The organism is Demequina lignilytica, assembly GCF_030418305.1.
GTDB classification, from domain to species: Bacteria; Actinomycetota; Actinomycetes; order Actinomycetales; family Demequinaceae; genus Demequina; species Demequina lignilytica.
The window spans coordinates 328,218-346,599 of the sequence record NZ_JAUHPX010000002.1 but is presented as its reverse complement, the minus strand read 5'-3'; the positions used below and the strand labels follow the sequence as shown (position 1 = coordinate 346,599).

The 18,382-nt window shown below is 72.0% G+C and carries 18 protein-coding genes; 10 read left to right on the top strand and 8 right to left on the bottom strand.

The genetic code is table 11. The annotated features are described in order from the left end of the window. The first annotated feature begins 9 nt into the window (after positions 1 to 9). The 4 genes from QQX10_RS04920 to QQX10_RS04905 are packed head-to-tail and all read left to right on the top strand — an operon-like array spanning position 10 to position 2,007. Positions 10 to 537, top strand: a complete 528-nt coding sequence (locus tag QQX10_RS04920; RefSeq protein ID WP_301118568.1) for a GNAT family N-acetyltransferase — start codon at positions 10 to 12, stop codon at positions 535 to 537. 31 nt (positions 538 to 568) lie between these two features. After that, positions 569 to 985 carry a ribonuclease E inhibitor RraB gene (locus QQX10_RS04915; protein WP_301118567.1) on the top strand — a complete coding sequence of 139 codons (417 nt, stop codon included), beginning with the start codon at positions 569 to 571 and terminating at the stop codon, positions 983 to 985. Continuing rightward, positions 982 to 1,488 (top strand): GNAT family N-acetyltransferase, encoded by a 507-nt coding sequence (locus QQX10_RS04910; RefSeq protein ID WP_301118566.1) that lies wholly within the window; start codon positions 982 to 984, stop codon positions 1,486 to 1,488. The genes QQX10_RS04915 and QQX10_RS04910 overlap by 4 nt, the downstream gene beginning before the upstream one ends. Before the next feature lie 54 nt (positions 1,489 to 1,542). Continuing rightward, on the top strand, positions 1,543 to 2,007 hold the full coding sequence (locus QQX10_RS04905; protein WP_301118565.1) for a hypothetical protein: 465 nt from the start codon (positions 1,543 to 1,545) through the stop codon (positions 2,005 to 2,007). A gap of 3 nt (positions 2,008 to 2,010) precedes the next feature. Here QQX10_RS04905 and QQX10_RS04900 read toward each other — a convergent pair whose 3' ends face one another. After that, positions 2,011 to 3,366: an MFS transporter gene (locus tag QQX10_RS04900; RefSeq protein ID WP_301118564.1), complete on the bottom strand. Its 1,356-nt coding sequence runs from the start codon at positions 3,364 to 3,366 to the stop codon at positions 2,011 to 2,013. Positions 3,367 to 3,457: 91 nt separating this feature from the next. On the opposite strand from QQX10_RS04900, the gene QQX10_RS04895 reads away from it, so the two are divergent. Further along, positions 3,458 to 3,805, top strand: coding sequence for a hypothetical protein (locus QQX10_RS04895; protein ID WP_301118563.1), 348 nt, complete (start codon positions 3,458 to 3,460; stop codon positions 3,803 to 3,805). Between the two features lie 12 nt (positions 3,806 to 3,817). Here the strand turns inward: QQX10_RS04895 and QQX10_RS04890 are convergent, their stop codons facing one another. The 6 genes from QQX10_RS04890 to QQX10_RS04865 all read right to left on the bottom strand — a co-directional run bounded on the left by QQX10_RS04890 (position 3,818) and on the right by QQX10_RS04865 (position 12,357). Beyond that, positions 3,818 to 4,051: a hypothetical protein gene (locus QQX10_RS04890; RefSeq protein ID WP_301118562.1), complete on the bottom strand. Its 234-nt coding sequence runs from the start codon at positions 4,049 to 4,051 to the stop codon at positions 3,818 to 3,820. A gap of 106 nt (positions 4,052 to 4,157) precedes the next feature. Continuing rightward, positions 4,158 to 4,475, bottom strand: a complete 318-nt coding sequence (locus tag QQX10_RS04885) for a DUF2316 family protein (RefSeq protein WP_301118561.1) — start codon at positions 4,473 to 4,475, stop codon at positions 4,158 to 4,160. Positions 4,476 to 4,591: 116 nt separating this feature from the next. Further along, entirely contained in the window at positions 4,592 to 6,718 is a 2,127-nt protein-coding gene (locus tag QQX10_RS04880) for an alpha/beta hydrolase (RefSeq protein ID WP_301118560.1), read from the bottom strand. 70 nt (positions 6,719 to 6,788) lie between these two features. Beyond that, positions 6,789 to 7,388, bottom strand: coding sequence for a TetR/AcrR family transcriptional regulator (locus QQX10_RS04875; protein ID WP_301118559.1), 600 nt, complete (start codon positions 7,386 to 7,388; stop codon positions 6,789 to 6,791). A gap of 30 nt (positions 7,389 to 7,418) precedes the next feature. Next, positions 7,419 to 7,703, bottom strand: a complete 285-nt coding sequence (locus tag QQX10_RS04870; protein WP_301118558.1) for a hypothetical protein — start codon at positions 7,701 to 7,703, stop codon at positions 7,419 to 7,421. Between the two features lie 154 nt (positions 7,704 to 7,857). Beyond that, positions 7,858 to 12,357, bottom strand: coding sequence for a hypothetical protein (locus QQX10_RS04865; RefSeq protein ID WP_301118557.1), 4,500 nt, complete (start codon positions 12,355 to 12,357; stop codon positions 7,858 to 7,860). 179 nt (positions 12,358 to 12,536) lie between these two features. Between QQX10_RS04865 and QQX10_RS04860 the strand changes: the two genes are divergently transcribed. Both QQX10_RS04860 and QQX10_RS04855 read left to right on the top strand, forming a co-directional pair. Continuing rightward, entirely contained in the window at positions 12,537 to 14,561 is a 2,025-nt protein-coding gene (locus QQX10_RS04860; RefSeq protein ID WP_301118556.1) for an ATP-dependent helicase, read from the top strand. Positions 14,562 to 14,666: 105 nt separating this feature from the next. Then, positions 14,667 to 15,035 carry a VOC family protein gene (locus QQX10_RS04855; protein WP_301118555.1) on the top strand — a complete coding sequence of 123 codons (369 nt, stop codon included), beginning with the start codon at positions 14,667 to 14,669 and terminating at the stop codon, positions 15,033 to 15,035. On the opposite strand, the gene QQX10_RS04850 is transcribed toward QQX10_RS04855, so the two are convergent. Beyond that, positions 15,005 to 15,511, bottom strand: coding sequence for a MarR family winged helix-turn-helix transcriptional regulator (locus QQX10_RS04850; RefSeq protein ID WP_301118625.1), 507 nt, complete (start codon positions 15,509 to 15,511; stop codon positions 15,005 to 15,007). The genes QQX10_RS04855 and QQX10_RS04850 overlap by 31 nt on opposite strands. A 72-nt stretch (positions 15,512 to 15,583) precedes the next feature. Here QQX10_RS04850 and QQX10_RS04845 point away from each other — a divergent pair, with 72 nt between their 5' ends. The 3 genes from QQX10_RS04845 (at position 15,584) to QQX10_RS04835 (ending at position 18,369) form a co-directional block, all read left to right on the top strand. Continuing rightward, positions 15,584 to 16,867, top strand: a complete 1,284-nt coding sequence (locus tag QQX10_RS04845; RefSeq protein ID WP_301118554.1) for a multidrug effflux MFS transporter — start codon at positions 15,584 to 15,586, stop codon at positions 16,865 to 16,867. Between the two features lie 39 nt (positions 16,868 to 16,906). After that, a complete protein-coding gene (locus QQX10_RS04840) occupies positions 16,907 to 17,434 on the top strand; it encodes a GNAT family N-acetyltransferase (protein ID WP_301118553.1) in 528 nt (175 codons plus the stop codon). An 86-nt stretch (positions 17,435 to 17,520) separates the two neighbouring features. Continuing rightward, positions 17,521 to 18,369 (top strand): hypothetical protein, encoded by an 849-nt coding sequence (locus QQX10_RS04835; RefSeq protein WP_301118552.1) that lies wholly within the window; start codon positions 17,521 to 17,523, stop codon positions 18,367 to 18,369. The last annotated feature ends 13 nt before the right edge of the window (positions 18,370 to 18,382 follow it).

Sequence of the window (18,382 nt, the reverse complement as noted above, 5' to 3'; positions counted from 1 at the left end):
GTTGCTGGAATGGCAGACGACAGCCCGAGGATGCGCATCGTGATGACGGCCCCCGTGGACTCCATCATCGCCGCCGCGACCCCCTGGCCGCACGTCAGGCCGCTCCAGCCCGAGGACATCCCGTGGCTCGCCGCCGCCTCGTGGGAGGCCTACCAGGGGGGCCGCGGCTTCGAGACCTGGGACGCTGCGGTCGCCTCGACGCAGTCGATCTTCACCGGCCGGTGGGGCGACTTCATGCCCGTCGCGTCGCCGGTGGGCGTGACCGAGGACGGCTACGTCGCCGGCGTGGTCGCGACCGTCCAGCGCATCACGATCGACGACGCGCCGGACAGCCCGTTCGTCCTCAACTGCCTCACGATCCCCGATCACCGGCGTCAGGGCGTCGCGTCGGGCCTGCTCGCCGCCGCCGCGCGCGCCGCCAAGGCCGTGGGGGAGCACGCCCTCGGGCTGACCGTGGACGAGGACAACGCGGGTGCGCGGGCGCTGTACGAGGGGCTGGGGTTCGTCGAGGTCTCGCGGGGGCCCGAAGGGTCGTGAGCCGGGACCCGCGCGGGATAGCGTGAGCCCCATGGGTTTCCTGTCGAAGGTGTTCGGGGGCGGGCGCAGCAGGGTCGCGCCGTACAGCCTGTGGAGCGACGATGCGCAGCAGCTCGACGCGCTCGAGGCCCGCGGGGCGGACGTCACCGCGCCGCGGGAGTCCGAGTTCTTCCTCAGCTTCACCTCCGAGCCCAAGGTGCGCCTCGCCGTCGACGAGCTGCGGGCCATGCGCATCACCCACGAGCTTGTGGAGCCCAGCCACGACATCCCCGAGTGGATGGTGTTCGTGCGGGGCTTCAACAAGCCGCTGGTGCCGGACTACCTGCGCGAGACCATCGACCTGTGCGAGCGCATCGCCGACCAGTACGGCGGCGAGTACGAGGGCTGGGCCGGCCTGCTGACCGACGAGGAGAAGGGCGACTCGGACGCCCTCGACGTGCTGCGATGACCGGGTACCGGCTCCGTCGCTGGACGGACGCCGACCTGCCGCTGCTGATCGCGGCCAACGCCCCGGAGATGACCGCCCACCTGGGCGGGCCGGAGACGGAGGCGCGGGTGCGCCGCCGCCACGAGCAGTACATCCGCGGGTGGGACGCGGGGATGCCGCGGATGTACTCGATCCGGGACGATGCCGGGGTCGGGGTCGGCGGCATCGGCTGGTGGGTCTCGGAGTGGGACGGTCGAGCGTGCTACGAGGCCGGATGGAACGTGCTGCCCGCGTTCCAGCGCAGGGGTGCCGCGAGCGCTGCGCTGCGGCTGCTGGTCGAGGACGCGCGGGCGCATCGTGACGAGTCCGCGGCGGCGCCGTTGCTGATGGCCTGTCCCAACGTGGACAACGACGCGTCGAACGCGCTGTGCCGTGCGGTCGGGTTCGCCCGCGTGGGCGTCATCGAGGAGGAGTACCGCGGGGTCGACATGACCCTCAACGTCTGGACCTGCCCGCTCGACTGACCCCGACTAGAATAGAGAGTGGTCCCCGACCTCACGGAGGAGGGGAGAGAGATCATGAGATCCCTGGTATTCAAGGTCCAGGCCACCGGCGTCTGGCTCGCCGCAGCGATCGCGCTGCTGTCGGCCCTGACCCTGTTCTTCTACGAGCCGGGCGTGATCGAGGAGGCCGTCGGCGGCACCATGGAGGGCGAGGAGATCGTCCCGTTGTGGGGCTACATGATGAACGGCTTCGTCGTGATCCCGCTGGTGATGGCGGTCGCGACGCTGCTGCTGAACGACCGTGCGAGCGCCTGGGGCACCGCCGTGGTCGGCGGCCTGTTCGGCGCATACGGCCTGTTCGCGGTGATCAGCGAGACCGTGGGCGGCGCGTTCCACGCGCACATGGCGATGACGCTGGTGGCCGTGGCGCTGTTGGGCCTGAACGTCGGCCTGTCGATCACGCGGTTGCGGCATCGCCTCCCGCTCGACGACGACGACATCGCCCTGCTGAGCATCCGTGCCGACGTCAGGCACCGGTGAGCTCTACGTCTCCTGGACCGCCGCATCGTTCCTGATGCCGGCCCAGGAGATCGCCGCGCCCGCCGCGAGGAGCACGGCCGTCACCACGGTCGCACGGTGGAAGCCGGTGAGGTCCAGCAGGCCGGCCACGATCGATCCGAGCATCGCGACCGCGACCAGGCCGGCGATGCGCGCGACCGCGTTGTTGACGGCGCTCGCGATGCCCGCGCGGTCGGGGCCCACGGGGGAGAGGATCGCGGAGGTCAGTGGCGCCACGGTGAGCGTCAGCCCCGCGCCGAACACGATCACGCCGGGCAGCACCTGGGTCCAGTAGTCGAACTCCGCGTCGACGGCGAGCAGCATGACGCTGCCGACCGCCATCACGGCCGGTCCCGCCGTCATGAAGAGGCGTGGGCCCCGGTGACCCGCCCAGCGCCCGACCGTGGAGGAGCCGAGGATCATCAGCAGCATCACCGGCAGCGACGCCATGCCCGCCTGGGTCGCGCTGAGCCCGGCCCCGGTCTGGAGGTAGACCCCCAGGATGAATCCGTTGAGCGCGAGCGCCCCGTAGATCATCCACGTGGCGGCGTTGCCCCAGGCGAAGTTGCGGATGCGGAACAGGCTCAGCGGGAGCATCGGTGCGGGTGTGCGGGACTCGTGGATCAGCATCGCGATGAGCGCGACCGCGCCGAGCGTGCCGGTCACGATGATCGCCGGGTGCATCCACCCGAGCCGAGGCTGCTCGATCAGCGCGAACACCGTGGCCCCGAGGCCGCCCGCGGCCAGCGCCGCCCCGATGAGGTCCACCCGCGTCCCCGGACGTCGCCTCTCCGAGGGGCCCAGGCGGCCCAGCAGGAGGATCGTGATCGCGATCGGCAGCACGTTGATGCCGAAGGCCCACCGCCAGCTCGCGAGGTCGGTGAGCAGCCCGCCCAGCAGCGGGCCGACCACGAACGCGCCGGTGGTCGCCCCCGTCCACGTGCCGATCGCCTTGGCCTGCTCGGGGCCGCGGAAGGTCGACATGATCAGCGCGAGGCTGGACGGCACCAGCAGCGCGCCGGCGGCGCCCTGGAACAGCCGCGCGCCGATCAGCACGCCCGCGGTCGGCGCGAGCGCGATCGCGACGGAGGCGACGGCGAAGCCCAGCAGGCCCAGGCGCAGGATGCGGATCCTGCCGAGCAGGTCCGACAGGGAGCCCGCCACGAGGATCAGCGCGCCGAGCGTGATCAGGTAGGAGTCGACGACCCACTGCTGCATCGACACGCCGCCGCCCAGGTCGCGCTCGATGGCCGGGAGCGCGACCGTGACGATGCTGCCGTCCAGGAAGGCGACGAAGCTGCCGAGGATCGCGATCGCGAGGACGGCTCGGGGGCGGTTCACCTGCTCAGGCTACGGCCGGCGCGCCGTCCGGACCGGGTGGGGGGACGCGCGGCGCGCCGCGCCTACGCTGAGGGGCAGACGAGGAGGTTCCATGCCCATGCCCGCCAGCCGCCCCGATGGCGCTCCGCTGCCGCCGCACGCCGTGCGCAAGCTCGAGAACCGCTCGTGGCGGCTCAAGACGTCATGGTGGATCCTGCCGCCGCTGGTCTCGCTCGGCGTGCTCGGCTGGGTCGGGTTCGTCTGGGCGGGATTCAAGACCGCGCGGGTCAAGTACTACGTCTCGGGCGGCGCGTGGCTGGTGTTCAGCTCGCTGGTGGTGCTGCTGCCCGCCGGCTGGTGGACCGGGGTCATCGGCATCGTCAGCTGGTTCGGCGCGGCCATCCAGGCCGTGATCATGAACCGGACCTACCTGGTCGAGAGGGCGCTCAGGGACCTCTGAGCGCGGCGGGGCTCAGCCCATCGAGGCCCGGGCCTCGAGCGCGTGGCGCGAGCACAGCAGGCCCTCGGGGGTCGCGTCCTGGGTGGCGGCGTCGTGGACCAGCCAGAGGTGCTCGGCGTGATGGTGCGCTGACTCGGGCGGGCAGGCCACGCAGCTGCCGGTGGCGCGGACCATGCCCGCGAGCGCGAGCAGGTCGCCGTAGTTGTCCATGGTGGGGTGGTCGAGCCGGTCGCGGCTGTCGATCATGATGCGGTGCCAGTCCTCTGTACGTCGTTGTCAGAAAGGGCGCGTCCAGGGTACGCGCCTCGGCGGGTGGACGATGCGGGTCCGAGGTCCCGCATCGCGGTCAGGGTCAGGCGGCGGGCGCCTCGGTCACGGTCGGCGGGGTCCGCAGCGCGAACCACTGCGCCGCGGCCACGCGGGCCTTGTCGGTGAGGACCTCCCACGGCGCGGGCTCGGCGCCGGCCCCGCGGATGGTCGCGTCGAGCAGGTCGCGCACGGCCCACACGTCGACCGGGTCGGCGGCGGGGCCCACGCGGAGCGTCTCGGCGGCGCGACGCGGGCTGAACTCGAGGGTCTGGGCGATGGTCTCGGGCGAGAGGCCCGCGAGGGCCAGGTTGGCGGCGATCTCGCGGCCTGCGCGCGCGGTCTGCTCACGGTTCAGCGACATGTGTCTTCCTTTCGGTCCGAGGCGACGTTGCCTCGTGCCACCGCAGAAGGATAATCCGCGATACGCCAACTATCGGACGAACAACCGTGTGATGTTGGCGACACGCCCGGCAGGGGCTACAGCAGCACGCCGATGCGGGCCGCCGCCCGCCGCGCTCCGTCCGTCTCCACGTCGACGTAGTCGACCTCGTTGCCGAGGAGCTCCACCAGCGCCGCGGCGACGGCGGCCGGCTCGAGCTGGTCGTACTCCATGAGGCGTCCCGCGCGGTAGCGTTCGAGGCGCGCCCGCACGTGGACGTTCTGCTCGAAGTGGTCGCGCAGCGGCACGTAGATGAACGGCACCTTGGCCGCCGTGAGCTCCATGGTGGTGGTGAGGCCGCCCTGGACGATCGCGACGTCGCAGGCCGCGAGCCAGCGATACAGCCGGTCGACGTACGCGTGGTACTCGACGCCCGGGACCTGTGGCATCGTCTGCGGGTCCAGCCGCGGTCCGGTGACGATCACCACGCGCAGCTCCGGGATCAGCGCCCTCGCCGCGGGCACCGCGGCCGCCACCCGTTCGAGCAGGCTCCGTCCGACCCCGGTGCCGCCGCAGGCGACCACGCAGACCTTCTCCCGCGGCCCGAAGCCCACGGACGCGCGCAGCCTGTCGCGATCGCCGAGAGTCCTCGGGTCGAAGCCCGCGATGTACCCGGTGAAGTCGAAGTGCTCCTCGGTCCACTCGCGGATCCCCGGCAGGCCAGGTCCGAAGGGGAGGTGCGTGACGTCGTCGGGCTCGCCCACGAACACCGAGGCGTCGCGGATCTCCGGATGCCGGGCGACGTGCTCGATCATCTCGAGGTTGTAGTCGGCGACCAGCTCGGCCTGGCGCGTTCCACCCGCCGGCATCGGCACGTTGCCCACGAAGTCGGTGAGCCACGCCACCGGCGCCCTCTTGAGGCTGGGGGTCTCGTGCAGGTGGTAGTCGAGGTCCCACGCCTCGTCGGCGACGATCAGGTCGTAGCGACCCTCCGCGACCACCTCGTCGAGCACGTGGAAGTTGGTGATGAGGATCTCGTCCATGGTGCGCGAGCACTCGAACACGTCGAGCTGGTGCTCGCCGCAGGACTCCTCGAGGTGCGCCGACTCGCTCGCCAGCAGCCGCGACGCCGGGTGCACGCGGTGACCCTCGGCGGCCAGCACCCGGGTGACGGGGTCCTGCGCCAGCCAGTCGATCTCCACGTCGTGGGCGGCGGCGAGCTCCTGCGCGATCGCCACGTCGCGCCGCGCGTGCCCCAGACCGATCGGCGAGGACAGGTACAGCACCTTCCGGCGGGACGATGCCGGGGCCGCCCAGGCCGCCGCCTCCAGGGCCGCGCGGGAGGGTCGGCCGAACACCTCGTCCGCGAAGTCGCGGATGCGGAGGTTGTTGAGCGCGGGGTAGCGGGCGTGCGGGGCATGGCCGGCGCCCTCGTCGATGATCAGGCGCGCGCCGGGGATCTCCGCCGCCGCGCGACGGGCGCTGTCCACGTGGATGATGCGGTCGTCGGTGCCGTGGATGATGAGGGTCGGGATGGTCGTGGCCGTGAGGCGGCGGCGCCAGTCGTCCTGGTCGAGGTCGTCGGCATCGGTGATGCTCGCCAGCGCGACGTCCGGGTCCTGGGTGCTGCCCCAGGCGATCAGGTCCTCGACGGCCTTGGTCGAGTGGGGGTCGTGGCTCACCTGCGACATGAAGAACTCGAGGAAGCCGGTCCAGTCGCTGCGGATGCGGTCGTGGTCGAACTTGGACCACTCGAGAAGCCACGGGTCGTCCGCCCAGTGCGCGTCGTGCCAGTCCGGCGGGTCGACGCGGAACGGTTCGCTGCCGCCGATCGACACGACACCGGCGACCAGCTCGGGCCGGTACGCCTGAAGGCTGTAGGCGAGGGTCCCGCCCATGGAGACGCCCGCGACCAGCGCGGGAGAGTCGCAGGTCGCCTCGATCACGGCGGCAGCGTCGGCGAGCCGGTTGCCGTGGGTGTGGCGCGCCGGGTCGGTGGGGCCGGTGGAGCGGCCCGAGGCGGCGGCATCGAACACCACCAGGCGGAAGTGCCGCGCGAGGTACGGGATCTGCATCTTCCAGGCGCTCGCGTGCACCACCGTCCAGGTGGGCAGGAGCACGATCGTGGGGGAGCCCGCAGGGCAGAGGTCCGCGTAGACGTCGAAGTGCAGGCGGGCACGGTCGCGCTCCACCGTGCCGTCGGAGGACGGGAGGACTGGTCGCATGGGTGGCTCCTGGGGACGGGGAGGCCGGGCGGGGACGTGGCGCCGATGCGCGGTCGACGCGGGGATGGCGTCAGGGCTGCTGGGCGGCGGCGAGCAGCGGCTCGAGCGCGCGGAGCGCGTCGCGGACCGGGGTCGCGTCGTCGGTCTGACCCATGAGGCACAGTGTCTCAGCCCCCAGGAAGACCGCGGCGATGAGCGCGCAGGCCTCGTCGGCGGTGAGGCCGCCGAGCCGCAGGCCGTGGGCGTAGTGGTAGCGCAGGGCCTCGGTGATGAGGCCGGACCAGCCGCCGAGCATGTCGCGCACCTGGGCCCGCAGCTCGTCGTCGGAGTAGCCGGCGGTGATCATCTCCTGGAGCATGCGCACGTACCCGGACTCGAGGTCCTGGTCGAGGTGGTCGCAGGCCCGTCGCCACTGGACGGCGAAGGGCTCGTTCCCGGCGTACATCGCGGCCTGACGGTCGAGGAGGCGGCGGTCCTCGGCGGCGAAGGTGGCGAGCATCAGGCCGCGCTTCGACCCGAAGTGGTAATGGATCTGGGACAGCGGCACGCCGGCGGCGTCGGCGACCTTCCGGGTCGACACCGAGGCCGCTCCGCCCGTGAGGATCTGCTCGCGGCAGGCGGCCAGGATGCGATCCGTGGTGGTCGCGTCGGCGGTGGCGGTCGGTGTCATCGGGTCCTCTGTCTCAGGGTACGACCGGTGTCAGGCCGCGCTCGGGGTGCCGGTGCCGTGGGTGCCGGCGTCGGCGAGGGCGTCGGACCAGCGGCGGGCGCGCGCGGCGACCGCGTCGAGCGACACCTGGCCGGCGTGGCGCAGGCGGTCGGCGAGCACGCGCTGACGCGGGGTGCGGTGCACGCGGTGCTCGTCGCGGCCGGGCAGGTGCCCGTTGACGCGACGGTAGGTCAGCTGCGCGATCGCCTGCGCGATGGCCTGGTTCGGGTCGGGGGACGGCACGTACCGCAGGTCGGGGTTGTCGTAGGTGGTCATGGCGGGGACTCCATCTGCTGTCGGGGAGCCGCATCGTCGCCGCTCCTCGTTCGGTCGTTCGACCGACATGTGTCAGCATGCGCCCGAGCACGGTGGATGTCAACCGGAATGTCCGAATTCGGCCCGCTGTCAGGGGCGTCGGGGGCCCGGCGGCTCAGGCGGTCGCGATGACGGCCCCGTAGTAGTTCTTCTTGAATGTGTCGACCGGGACGCTCACGTCGTAGTTGGTGCCCCACGACCACGCGTTGAACCCCACCCGGTCGCCGTTCAGCGTGGCCGGCCCGTCGAGCATGATGAAGTGGTTGGGGAACGAGTTGAGGATGAACTCGTCGGACTTCACCTCGCCGTCGATCGGGGCTCCGCCGGAGGCCGCGACCGGCTGCCCGCGCAGCAGGTGCGCGTGGATGAGCAGGATCACGTCATGGCGGTTGTCGGGCGTGAGGCCCAGGATGTGGTCGACGTCGCGGTTGACCACCAGGTTCGCCTCGTTCCGCACGTTCGAGTAGAGGTTGGTCTCCTCGAGCCAGTCGGCCACCTCTCCGGGCGTGGTCGCGGCCGCGACGTCCTCGTCGGGGGTTCCCTCGAAGTCGAGCAGCCAGTTCTCGTCGTCCCGCAGCGAGCTCATCGCGATCCAGGCGGCGGGCTCGACGCCCCACGCGGGATCCATCAGCTGACGGCGCAGATCCCCGCCGGGCTCGACGGTCCGGGTGCCCCAGCGTGCGTCCCCGTGCGCGTAGAGGCCGGCGACGAACCCGGCGACCAGCTTGCGGTCGCGGTTCATCACGGCGCGCAGCGTCGCGGCCGGCCCGCAGAGGTTGAGCTTGCCCTGGCTCGGGTGCTTCTTGTCCGAGAAGAGCCGCGCGAGGCTGTCGGCGACGTCGTCGGGGGCGAACGTGAACTTCACGGTGCTGGGGTCCAGCCCGCGGATGGTGGTGATCATCGCCTGCGCGTCGGCGACGGTGGAGCCGGGGTTGGTGCCGGGGGCGGGGGTGCGGGTCGCGGGGCTCTTCGACGAGGAGGAGTCGGAGCCGCTGTCGTCCTTCTTCGACGCGTCGACCTCGACCGTCTCCGCGCCCTCGGCGGTCTGCCGGGTGACCTTGACCTTGCCGTCGGCACCCTTGTCGACCACCTTGCCCACCTGCTGGTTGTCCAGCAGTGAGCCGCCCGCGGTCGCCACGTTCTGGCTCTCGAGCACCTTCTTCGCCTGAGCCGTCGCCTCCTTGTCGTCGATCAGCCCCAGCTCCTTGGCCTTCTTGATGTTGTCGAGCTTGCGCTTGGCCTCCTGCGTGCCGTACTTGGCGGTCTGCAGGTCCACGGCCTTGGAGGCGAAGCCCGTCGCGAGCGACGCCGCCTGCTTGAGGCCCTCGATCGAGTTGTCCTGGGTCTTCGCGAGCCCCGCCATGTCGCGGAAGGAGTCGGCGGAGGTGACGGCCTCGAGGATCCCGGCGAGTCCCGTGGGGGCGGGTGCGGCGGGGGCCGCGTGGAGGTTGATGAGCGAGTCGTTGAACTCCGTCGGGGTGAGGTTGGCGGGCTCGGCGCGCCGGCTGATCAGCTGGGACGCGAGGGCCTCCAGCTCCGGCTCGTCCTGGGCGAGCACCCAGTCGAGGCTGCCCGCGTGCTCCTCGCACGCGAGGCACTCGTCCATGAGCGCCCGCGCGTACAGGCCCTGGGTGGGCAGGCTGACGCGCAGGGGCTCGGGCACCGCGGCGCCGTCCACGTAGTACTCGCGCAGGGCGTCGGGGCTGGGGTGTCCGTCGACTCCCAGGAAGGCGCCGCTCGCCACCCGCAGCACCAGGGAGTTGCCCAGGATCGCGAGCGGCTCGCGCTCGACCACCGAGGCGATCGAGCGGCCCGGGTCGTCGACCCAGTCGGTGCCGTCGAAGCGCCGGCCGTAGGGGCTGGTGAAGCCGTCGAGCATCATGTAGAGCTCGTCGCGGTCCATGAGCCACCAGATCACCTTGTGGTAGTAGACCCGGTTGGCGTTGAGGTGCGTGATGAGCTGGTCCACCTGGCTCTCGATCTCGACGCGCTGGTCGCGCAGCTCCCACGGCGTCAGGCGCAGGTAGGACACGGCGCCCTCGGGATCGATCGCCCCGGTCTCGACGTCGATCAGGTCCCCGACCAGGGGCGCCGACCGGGCGGAGTGGTCGAACGTGGCGGTGGAGTAGTCGATCGACGCGCTGCGGAGGTTCGCCGAGCTGCCCGGCGGGAGGTCGTGCCCCGCGACCACCTTGAGCTCCTTGAGGTCGTCGCGGGTGACGCCGTCCGGGGCGGCCGCCTGGAAGTCGATCCGCACCTTGCTGCCGAAGCGGTACCGCGTCGCGAGCGTGAGGTCGATGCTGTCGATCTTCTTGTCCCCCGCGAACAGCTCGAGCCGGTCCGCCCACTTGACCGCCATCCCGGGCGCGACCTCGCGCTGGTAGTAGGAGTCTCGCTGCTCGGCCATCGCCTCGAGCAGGTCGTGGACCTGCCGTGCGGGCCTGGCGAGGATGCGGCCGAACGGGCCCCAGGCGAGCTTGAGGTAGTCGGCGAGCTCCTCGTCCTTGAGCTGGGCCCGCGGCCGCTCGATCGAGAGGTCCACGTAGATCGAGCCGCTGAGGTACTCGATCTGCTGGTCCTTGCGCGCGCCGGCCGGGATGTCCGAGCCGGTCCAGTCGTTCTCGACCTCCTCCAGGTGGTCGAGCGCCGAGCGGAGCTCGCGGGAGCGCAGCCCGCGGCGCAGCTGCTCACGCCACGAGATGGCCTTCTCCAGGTCGAACGGCGTGATGGTGAACGGCACGAACAGGCACTCCCGCACGCCGGACAGCACGGTGTCCACGCGGAGGTGGCGGAGGATCTCGGAGTACGTGACGGTGAGCGAGTGGCAGTAGTTGATGTTGCGGACCACCTCGGAGACGCCCTCCGCCTCCTCCTCCTGCGTCACCTCGGTCACCACGGTGCTGTTGAGGGAGCGCGCGGACTCGCCCCACTGGCGGATCGCGTCGCGCAGGCGCTGCTCCTCGCTCGCGCCCACCCGCCGCCCGCCCGTCTGGGTGGACGAAGCGCTGGAGCGGCCGTGCGCCGCGCCGCCACCGATGACCACGGGTCCCATCGCGAAGCCGATGCCGCCCGCGGCCGAGGTGGTCTTCGACTCGGACTCGCCGTGCGCCCACTCGCTGAGGCTCGACTGGACCGCGTCGGAGTAGTCGCGGTCGCTGAGCGTGGTCTGCGAGACGGAGTCCTGCTGGCGCGTGCGCTCGGAGCGCCGCGCTCGGTCCCTCCGCGACCACGAGACCCGGGAGATGCGACGGACCTGGCGCGGCGCCAGGGTGAGGGAGTAGGCGACGTTGCCGAGCGAGTATCCGTTGGAGCGCCACTGCACGCGCCAGTCGAGGATGTGGCCGCCGCACACCGTGGTGGCCTGATACTCGGTGGGGTCACCCTCCCAGCGGATCGGGTTGCCGCGGCTGACCGCACGTCGGCCCTCCGCGCGGTTGCCGATCCACCGCGACCACTCCGTCATGGTCTCGGGGGACCGCATGCGGGTGATCACGGAGTCGCGGACCACGGTCTCGAGCGGGCGGTCGCTGTCGCGCGCCGCGAGCGCGCGGGTCCGCATCGGCATCGACGCGAGGCTCAGCCCGAGCAGAGGCGCCCGCCAGTCCGTGCCGACCTTCCCCCCGCCCACCTCGGGCTGGTCCACCCGCAGGATGGTGTGGAACGGGCGCTCGCCCAGGATGCGCTGCGGTGCGCTGAACGGGTGGCAGACGCTGCCGGGGTCCTCGGCGAAGTCCGCGGGGTTGTCGATCAGCTGCCGCTCGTCGAAGTCCATCGGGACGCCCGAGGGGGACGAGGCGCCGCCCCCATCCGCCGCATCGTCGCCCTCGAGGAGGGCGCCGGCGGGCAGCACGATGACGATGTGCTCCGCGGACGCCACCGCCGGGTCGTCGGGGTGGAAGCCCGCGAAGGACTCGCGTCCGATCAGCAGCCAGGCCCAGCCGGTCTCCGAGGACCCGTCCGACAGCGTGGCCTCGAAGGCGAAGCCGCCGTCGGTGCGCAGGGTGGCCTCACGCAGGCCGAGCGTGGTCACGGCGTTCGCGGCCACCGCGCCCGCGTCGATCGCCTCGGCCTCGAACGTGCCGACCGCGCCGTTCCCGTCCATGCCGAGCACCGCGCGCAGGGCCGCCCATTGCGAGTCGTCGGCGCGGGTGGCGAGGGGCGCGACGTAGAGGCGGGTGCCGCCGAAGTCGGCGACCTGGTCGTCGAGCCGCACGAACCGTCCCGCCCGCCGCCATGCGGGCGTGCTGTCGGGCTCGGTGCGCACGGTCGCGTCCACGAGCGTGTCGACGGGGAAGGTGGCGGAGGCGTGGAACGCGCGATCGTTGCCGCGGGTCGCCTTGACCTTGGCGGCCCACAGCCGGGTGCCCTGGGACGCCTCGATCGCCACCTCGACGCCGGCGTCGCCTGCGAAGTCGGCGATCTCGAACTGGGCGGTGCCGTCGGTCTCGAGCTCGGCGCGCACCGTCGCCCCGACGGCGAGCGGCGCCTCGGCCCCGTCGGGCTTGTCCCCGGACTCGGCTCGATAGCTGACCCGCGCGTAGAGCACGGCGCGCACGCCGTCCTCGAAGGCCTGGGTGTCGCTGGGTCGGACGTCAACATTGAGGGTCGATGCCATGACGGGTCTCCACTTGCCTCGCTAGACGCGCCGGCCACGTGACCCTCAGCACCACAGCCACCGCTCCGTGTCCTGGTGCCTTCGATCATGCCAGCGGATCGGGAGCCCTGCGACTTTTGTCCGGGATGCCCGGATCGGGTCGGGAGTCGCTGTCGCACCCCGCGCCTAGACTCGTTCGCATGGCTGAGGCGGGTGCGGACACGGTTCTCGAGGGCCTCAACGCAGCCCAGCGCGAGGCCGTCCTCACCGGGTCGAGCCACAACCTCGTCCTCGCCGGTGCAGGGACGGGCAAGACCACCACGATCGTCGCGCGGCTGCGGCATCAGCTGCGCCAGGGCGTCTCGCCCGAGCGGCTGCTCGCCATCACGTTCACCCGCCGCGCGGCCGCCGAGATCCGCTCGCGCGTCCAGGCCGAGATCGGGGTCGGTGGCGCTCAGGAGGGCGTCGCCGCCATGACCTTCCACGGGTGGGCGATGCGGCACGTCCGCAACAACCCCGACGTGTTCGGCTACGAGGGCTGGAGCGTCCTCGACGCGGAGGACCAGGCGCAGGTGATGCGCGGCGTCGTCGGGCGCGGCAAGCGGGTCGAGGGGCTCAAGGCGGACCAGATCGTCGACGTCCTGTCCTTCGCGCGGAACACCCGCATCACCCTCGCCGAGGCGATCCGGGTCAAGCATCCCGACCAGACCATCGACGCGAAGGCCGTCGGCGCGATCGTGCGGGCCTTCGAGGAGCGCAAGCGCGAGCGGCAGTACCTCAACTACGACGACATCCTCATGATCTTCGCCGAGCGGCTCAAGGACCCTGCGGTGGCCGCCTGGGTGGGCAGCCATTACGAGGAGATCCTGGTCGACGAGATGCAGGACACCAACCCCCTGCAGTGGCTGCTGATCGACCCCCTGGTCCCGCACACGCGGTTCTACTGCGTGGGCGACGACGCGCAGTCGATCTACGGCTTCCGCGGCGCCGACTTCGCGTCCATCCACAGCTTCCGCGACCGCGTGCCCGGCGCGCGGGTGCTCAAGCTCGAGGACAACTACCGCTCGACGCAGGAGATCCTCGACCTGAGCAACTGGCTGCTCGATCAGTCGCCGCTGGGCTACGACAAGCACCTGCGCGCGGTGCGGGGGAGCGGCGCGAAGCCCGAGCTGCACTCCTTCGAGACCCCGCAGGACGAGGCGGGCTGGATCGCCGCCGAGATGATGCGCGCCCGCGACGACGGACAGCCCTGGGCGACCCACCTGATCCTGGTGCGCTCCAACTACTCGGGTCGCGCGATCGAGGCGCGGCTGGTCGAGAACGACATCCCCTACGTCTTCTACGGCGGCGTCAAGCTGCTCGAGAGCGCGCACGTGCGCGACGTGCTCTCCGCGCTCCGCGTGGTGTCCAACCCCGACGACGAGATCGCCTGGATGCGCCTGCTCACGCTGCTGCCCCGCGTGGGCGACCGGACGGCGGCGCGGGTGTTCGACGACGTGCTCGACGCCCGCGGCGCCGGTCTCTCCGCACGGGAGGCGCGCGAGCGCGCCCTGAAGGGGCTGCCTGGCTGGCTCGCCGCCGGGTTGGACGCCATCGAGGAGGCCTCGGCCCGGGTGGACGATGCGGTGGGCCGGGCGGCCTCCATGCTCACCCCCGTGCTGGCGCACAAGTACCGCAACGACAACTGGGACGCCCGGTCGCGCGACCTCTCGCACGTCGAGCGGCTCGCCGCGTCACGACCGTCGATCAGCGCGTTCATCGAGGAGTACCTGCTCTCGCCCGTGTTCACCTCGGAGCTGTCGCAGGACCGCTCCGACGGCGACCACGTCATCGTCTCCACCGTGCACTCGGCCAAGGGGCTCGAGAGGGACTGGGCGTTCTGCGCGGGGGTCTCGGCCGGGGCGTACCCGTCCGCGCGCTCCCTGGGCGACGTCGACTCGATCGAGGAGGAGCGGCGGGTGCTCTACGTGGCGCTCACGCGGGCGCGGGACAGGCTGATCGTCACCCGGACCTTCGCACACACGCCCGTGCGCGCATGGGTGAGCACGTCGGCTGGCCTCGGCTTCGTCGAGGACGCCTACTTCCTGGGCGCGCTTCCCGAGGCGCTGGTCCGCGAGGAGGTCCATACGGCCGCGCGCTTGCCCAAGCCGGTGTCGCCCCCGGGCGCGGGGGTCGGCGGGCCGCGGGAGATCGATCTTGGGGTCGATCTGGGGGATCTCGAGTAGGTCCGGCCCTGGCGCCGCGGGCGCTCCTGTTGCCGCGCATCGTCCCGCGACGCAGACTCGTCGGGTGGGCGGCGCCCCGGCCGTCCCGACCCCTGGGAGGCACGCATGGCTCACGGCGACATCACGCACATCGACATCCCGGTCTCCGACCTGGCGGCGGCGTCCGGCTTCTACTCGACGCTGTTCGGGTGGCGGATCGCGGAGCCGCCCGGCTTCGAGGGCTATCCGATGTGGCAGGCGCCCAACCAGATCAGCGGGGGAGGGCTGGCCCCGCGCTCCGCGGAGTTCTCCCAGCCGCGCAGCTACGTCGAGGTCGACTCCATCGATGACACGGTCGCGCTCGCTCGGGCGAACGGGGCGTCCGTGCTGATGGAGAAGTCGCCCATCTCCGAGACCTCGTGGTGGGCGGTGATCGCCGACCCGGACGGCAACGTGATCGGGCTCTACGAGGGGGTCACCGACGTCGACGCCTGAGCGCCCGGCTCGGTGCGCTCCGGGCCGAGGGCGCCGTGGGATCCGACGTGGCGGTTCAGCGCGTCGTCCAGGGCCACGAGAGCCCGCGCGAGCGTCGCGGCGTCCTCGTCCGAGGACACCAGCGGGTCGAGCAGGGCGGCCCACTCTCCGCGCACGCGGCGGCCGACGTCCTCGCCGGCGGCGGTCAGGTGGAGGTGCTTCGCCCGGCGGTCGGCGCCGTCCGTGCGCTTCTCGACCAGGCCCAACCGCGTGAGCGACCGGATGGCGGTCGAGGCGTTCGACGCCTGCAGGCCGAGGTCGGCGGCGACCTCGGACGGCTGCAGTCCGGGGAAGCGGTCGATGTGGCGGATGACGATCCGGTCGAGGTGGCAGAGCGGGACGATCCCGGGATCGTCGAACGGCACGCTCTGGATCTTGCGCGCGACGGAGATCGCCGCGGTGGCGACGTCTGCCAGGTGATCCGTGCGGGACGTCATCGTCACGCTCCCTTCCTTGCCTGCGAAAGTTATCGTACTATAGTTATGATTTCATAACTATAAGGAGTCTGCATGACCACCCCCGCCGCCGAGGCCGCGCCCCGCCGGATGCCCCGGCTCACCACCGCGCTGATCGTGACCGCCGGGCTGCTCGCCGCGGCCGCGCCGTTCGCGACGGACCTGTACCTGCCGGCCTTCCCCGACATGGCGGAGCAGCTGGGCGCCTCGACCTCGGCGATCCAGCTCTCGCTCACCGCCTTCCTGGTGGGCGCCGCGGTGGGACAGCTGGTGTTCGGGCCGCTGTCCGACCGGCTGGGCCGGCGCGGACCGCTCGTCGCGGGCGTCGTGATCTTCGTGCTCTCCTCGGCCGCCGCGGCGGTCGCGCCGACCGTCGCGCTGCTGGTCGCCGCCCGCCTGATCCAGGGCCTCAGCGGCGCGGCGGGCATGGTGATCGGCCGCACCGTGATCGCGGACCTCGCGCACGGCCGGCAGGCGGCGCGCGCCTTCAGCGCGCTCATGATCGTCTCGGGCGCCGCTCCCGTGGTCGCGCCCATCGCGGGAAGCCTGCTCGCCGAGCCTCTCGGCTGGCGCGGGCTGCTGTGGATCGTCGCCGGGATCGGCGTGGCCTCGCTGGTCGCCGTGCTGATGTTCGTCCCCGAGACCCACCCGCGCGAGGCGCGGGGGGCCGGCGGCGCATCGTCCCTCCGGGCGGGCCTGCGTGAGCTCGGCACGCGCCAGTACGTCGGGGCGGCGCTGGCGTTCGCCTTCGCGTTCTCGACGATGATGGCGTACATCTCCGCCTCGCCCTTCCTCTACCAGCAGATGATGGGGCTGACCGCCTGGCAGTACGGGCTCGCGTTCGGAGTCAACGCCCTGGTGCTGATGGTGGTGAGCGGTGCCGCCATGAACCTGACCGGTCGCTTCGGGGTGCGCCGGCTCGCGCGGCTGGGGCTGTCGCTCAACCTCGCGGGGACGGTGGCGCTCGCGCTCATGGTCGTGGTGGGCGTGCCCGCGCTGTGGCTCGCGCTGCCGATCCTGGTGGCCGTCGGCGCGCTGGGCCTGGTGCTCGGCACCGTGACGGCGATGGCGATGGACGCCGTGCCCGACGCGAGCGGGGCGGCCTCGGCGCTGCTGGGCTTCGGGCAGTTCGCGCTCGCCGGGGTGGTCGCGCCGCTCGTCGGCCTCGGCGGTGAGGCGACGGCGGTGCCGCTCGTGATCGTCATGCTCGTGGGGTCCGTGGTCGCGACCGCCGTGTTCTCGCTGACGCGGGACGATGCGGGGGAGCCTCCGGTCGAGGCCCTCGCCGCGGCGGGGGACGACGAGCCCGAGCTGGTCGGGGTGGGCGTCACGGTGTGAGCCGAGTCCCGCGCGGCGGCCGCTGCTAGCGTTCCCCGCATGGGGGAGAGCGTGGGATACGAGCGCATCGTCATGGCCGCCGAGGCCGCCACCGTGGCGGAGCGCGCGCGGACCTGGCCGCGGCATCGTCCCTGGTCCATGGACGATCTCGACTGGCACGCGGCGCTCGCGTACGCGACCTACCCGCTGCACCCGCCCGAGGACACCGAGGAGGCGCTGCGGGCGGAGACGCTCGCCTCGTTCGACGGCACGTGGGGCGAGGTGATGCCGGAGGCGTCGCCGGTCGCGCTCGGCGATGCCGGGGAGCCGGTGGGGGCCGTGCTGACGGTCCGGCGCATCGTCCACCCGCAGGCGCCCGACCACCCGTACGTGATCGGCGTGCTCACGGACGCGGCGTGGCAGCGGCGCGGGATCGCGTCGGCGCTGCTGGGGATCGCCGCGCGGGCCGTGCTCGCGGAGGGGGAGACCCGGCTGGGGCTGACCGTCGACGCGGACAGCGTGGGCGCGATCCGGTTGTACGAAGGGTTGGGGTTCGTCGAGCTGTCCCGCGGGGCGGTCGGGAGCTAGCGGGGCCGCCCGCCGCGACAGCGGGAGCCATCGGGCGCACCATGGAACCCTGACCTCGAGACGGATCCAACGGTGCAGGGGGCGCCATGCGGAGCACGAGCGAGCAGGTGGCACGCGAGCCGTGGCGTGCCGTGGAGACGTACCGCAACCTTCGGATGCTGCTGGTGGCGCTGCCGCTGCTGCTCCTCCTGTCCTCGCTCGCGCTGCTCGTGGTCTACGGGAGCCTCGAGGGGTCGATCAGCGAGTACTACGGCACGCTCCTGCAGGACGTCTTCGTGGGCGCGATGGTCGCGACCGGGGTCTGCCTGGTCGCCTACAAGGGCAACCCGCTCGAGGACTACGCGCTCAACGTGGCGGGGTTCTACGCGCTGATGATCGCGTTCGTGCCCACCGGCTTCGACTCGCTGGTCGCGAACCCTCCCGCGGGGACGGACCCCGACGAGCTGGTGAACTCCCTGCGGATCGTGCTCGTGCTGATCGTTCTCGGTGCCGGGCTGTACGTCCTGGTCGAGCTCAAGTACGGCCCCCCGCGGGTCGCGGACCTCAGCCGCCGCACGGCCACCAAGGTGTGGTTCTGGATCACGCAGGCGCTCCAGCTGGTGTTCCTGGTGGTGCTCGGGCTCGCGCTGGTGCGCGGGACGGGCTTCCAGGCGGTGCACATGCTCGGCGCCGTGTTCCTGATCGTCGGGTTCGCCACCGCGATCGCGAGCCACGTGTGGCCCGAGCCGCTCGGCGGCACCGAGAAGGTGCCGCGCGGGCGCTACGGCGCGATCCTGGTGGCGATGATCGCGGGGCTGCCCGTGGTGTTCGCGCTGCGGACCTTCGCGCACTGGGAGCACGCGATCCTCGCGATCGAGTGGTGGGAGATCTCGCTGTTCGCCGTGTACTGGGTGCTCGAGATGAAGCGGACGTGGACGGTGGTGCCGGGGACGTGAGCGACGCAGGAAC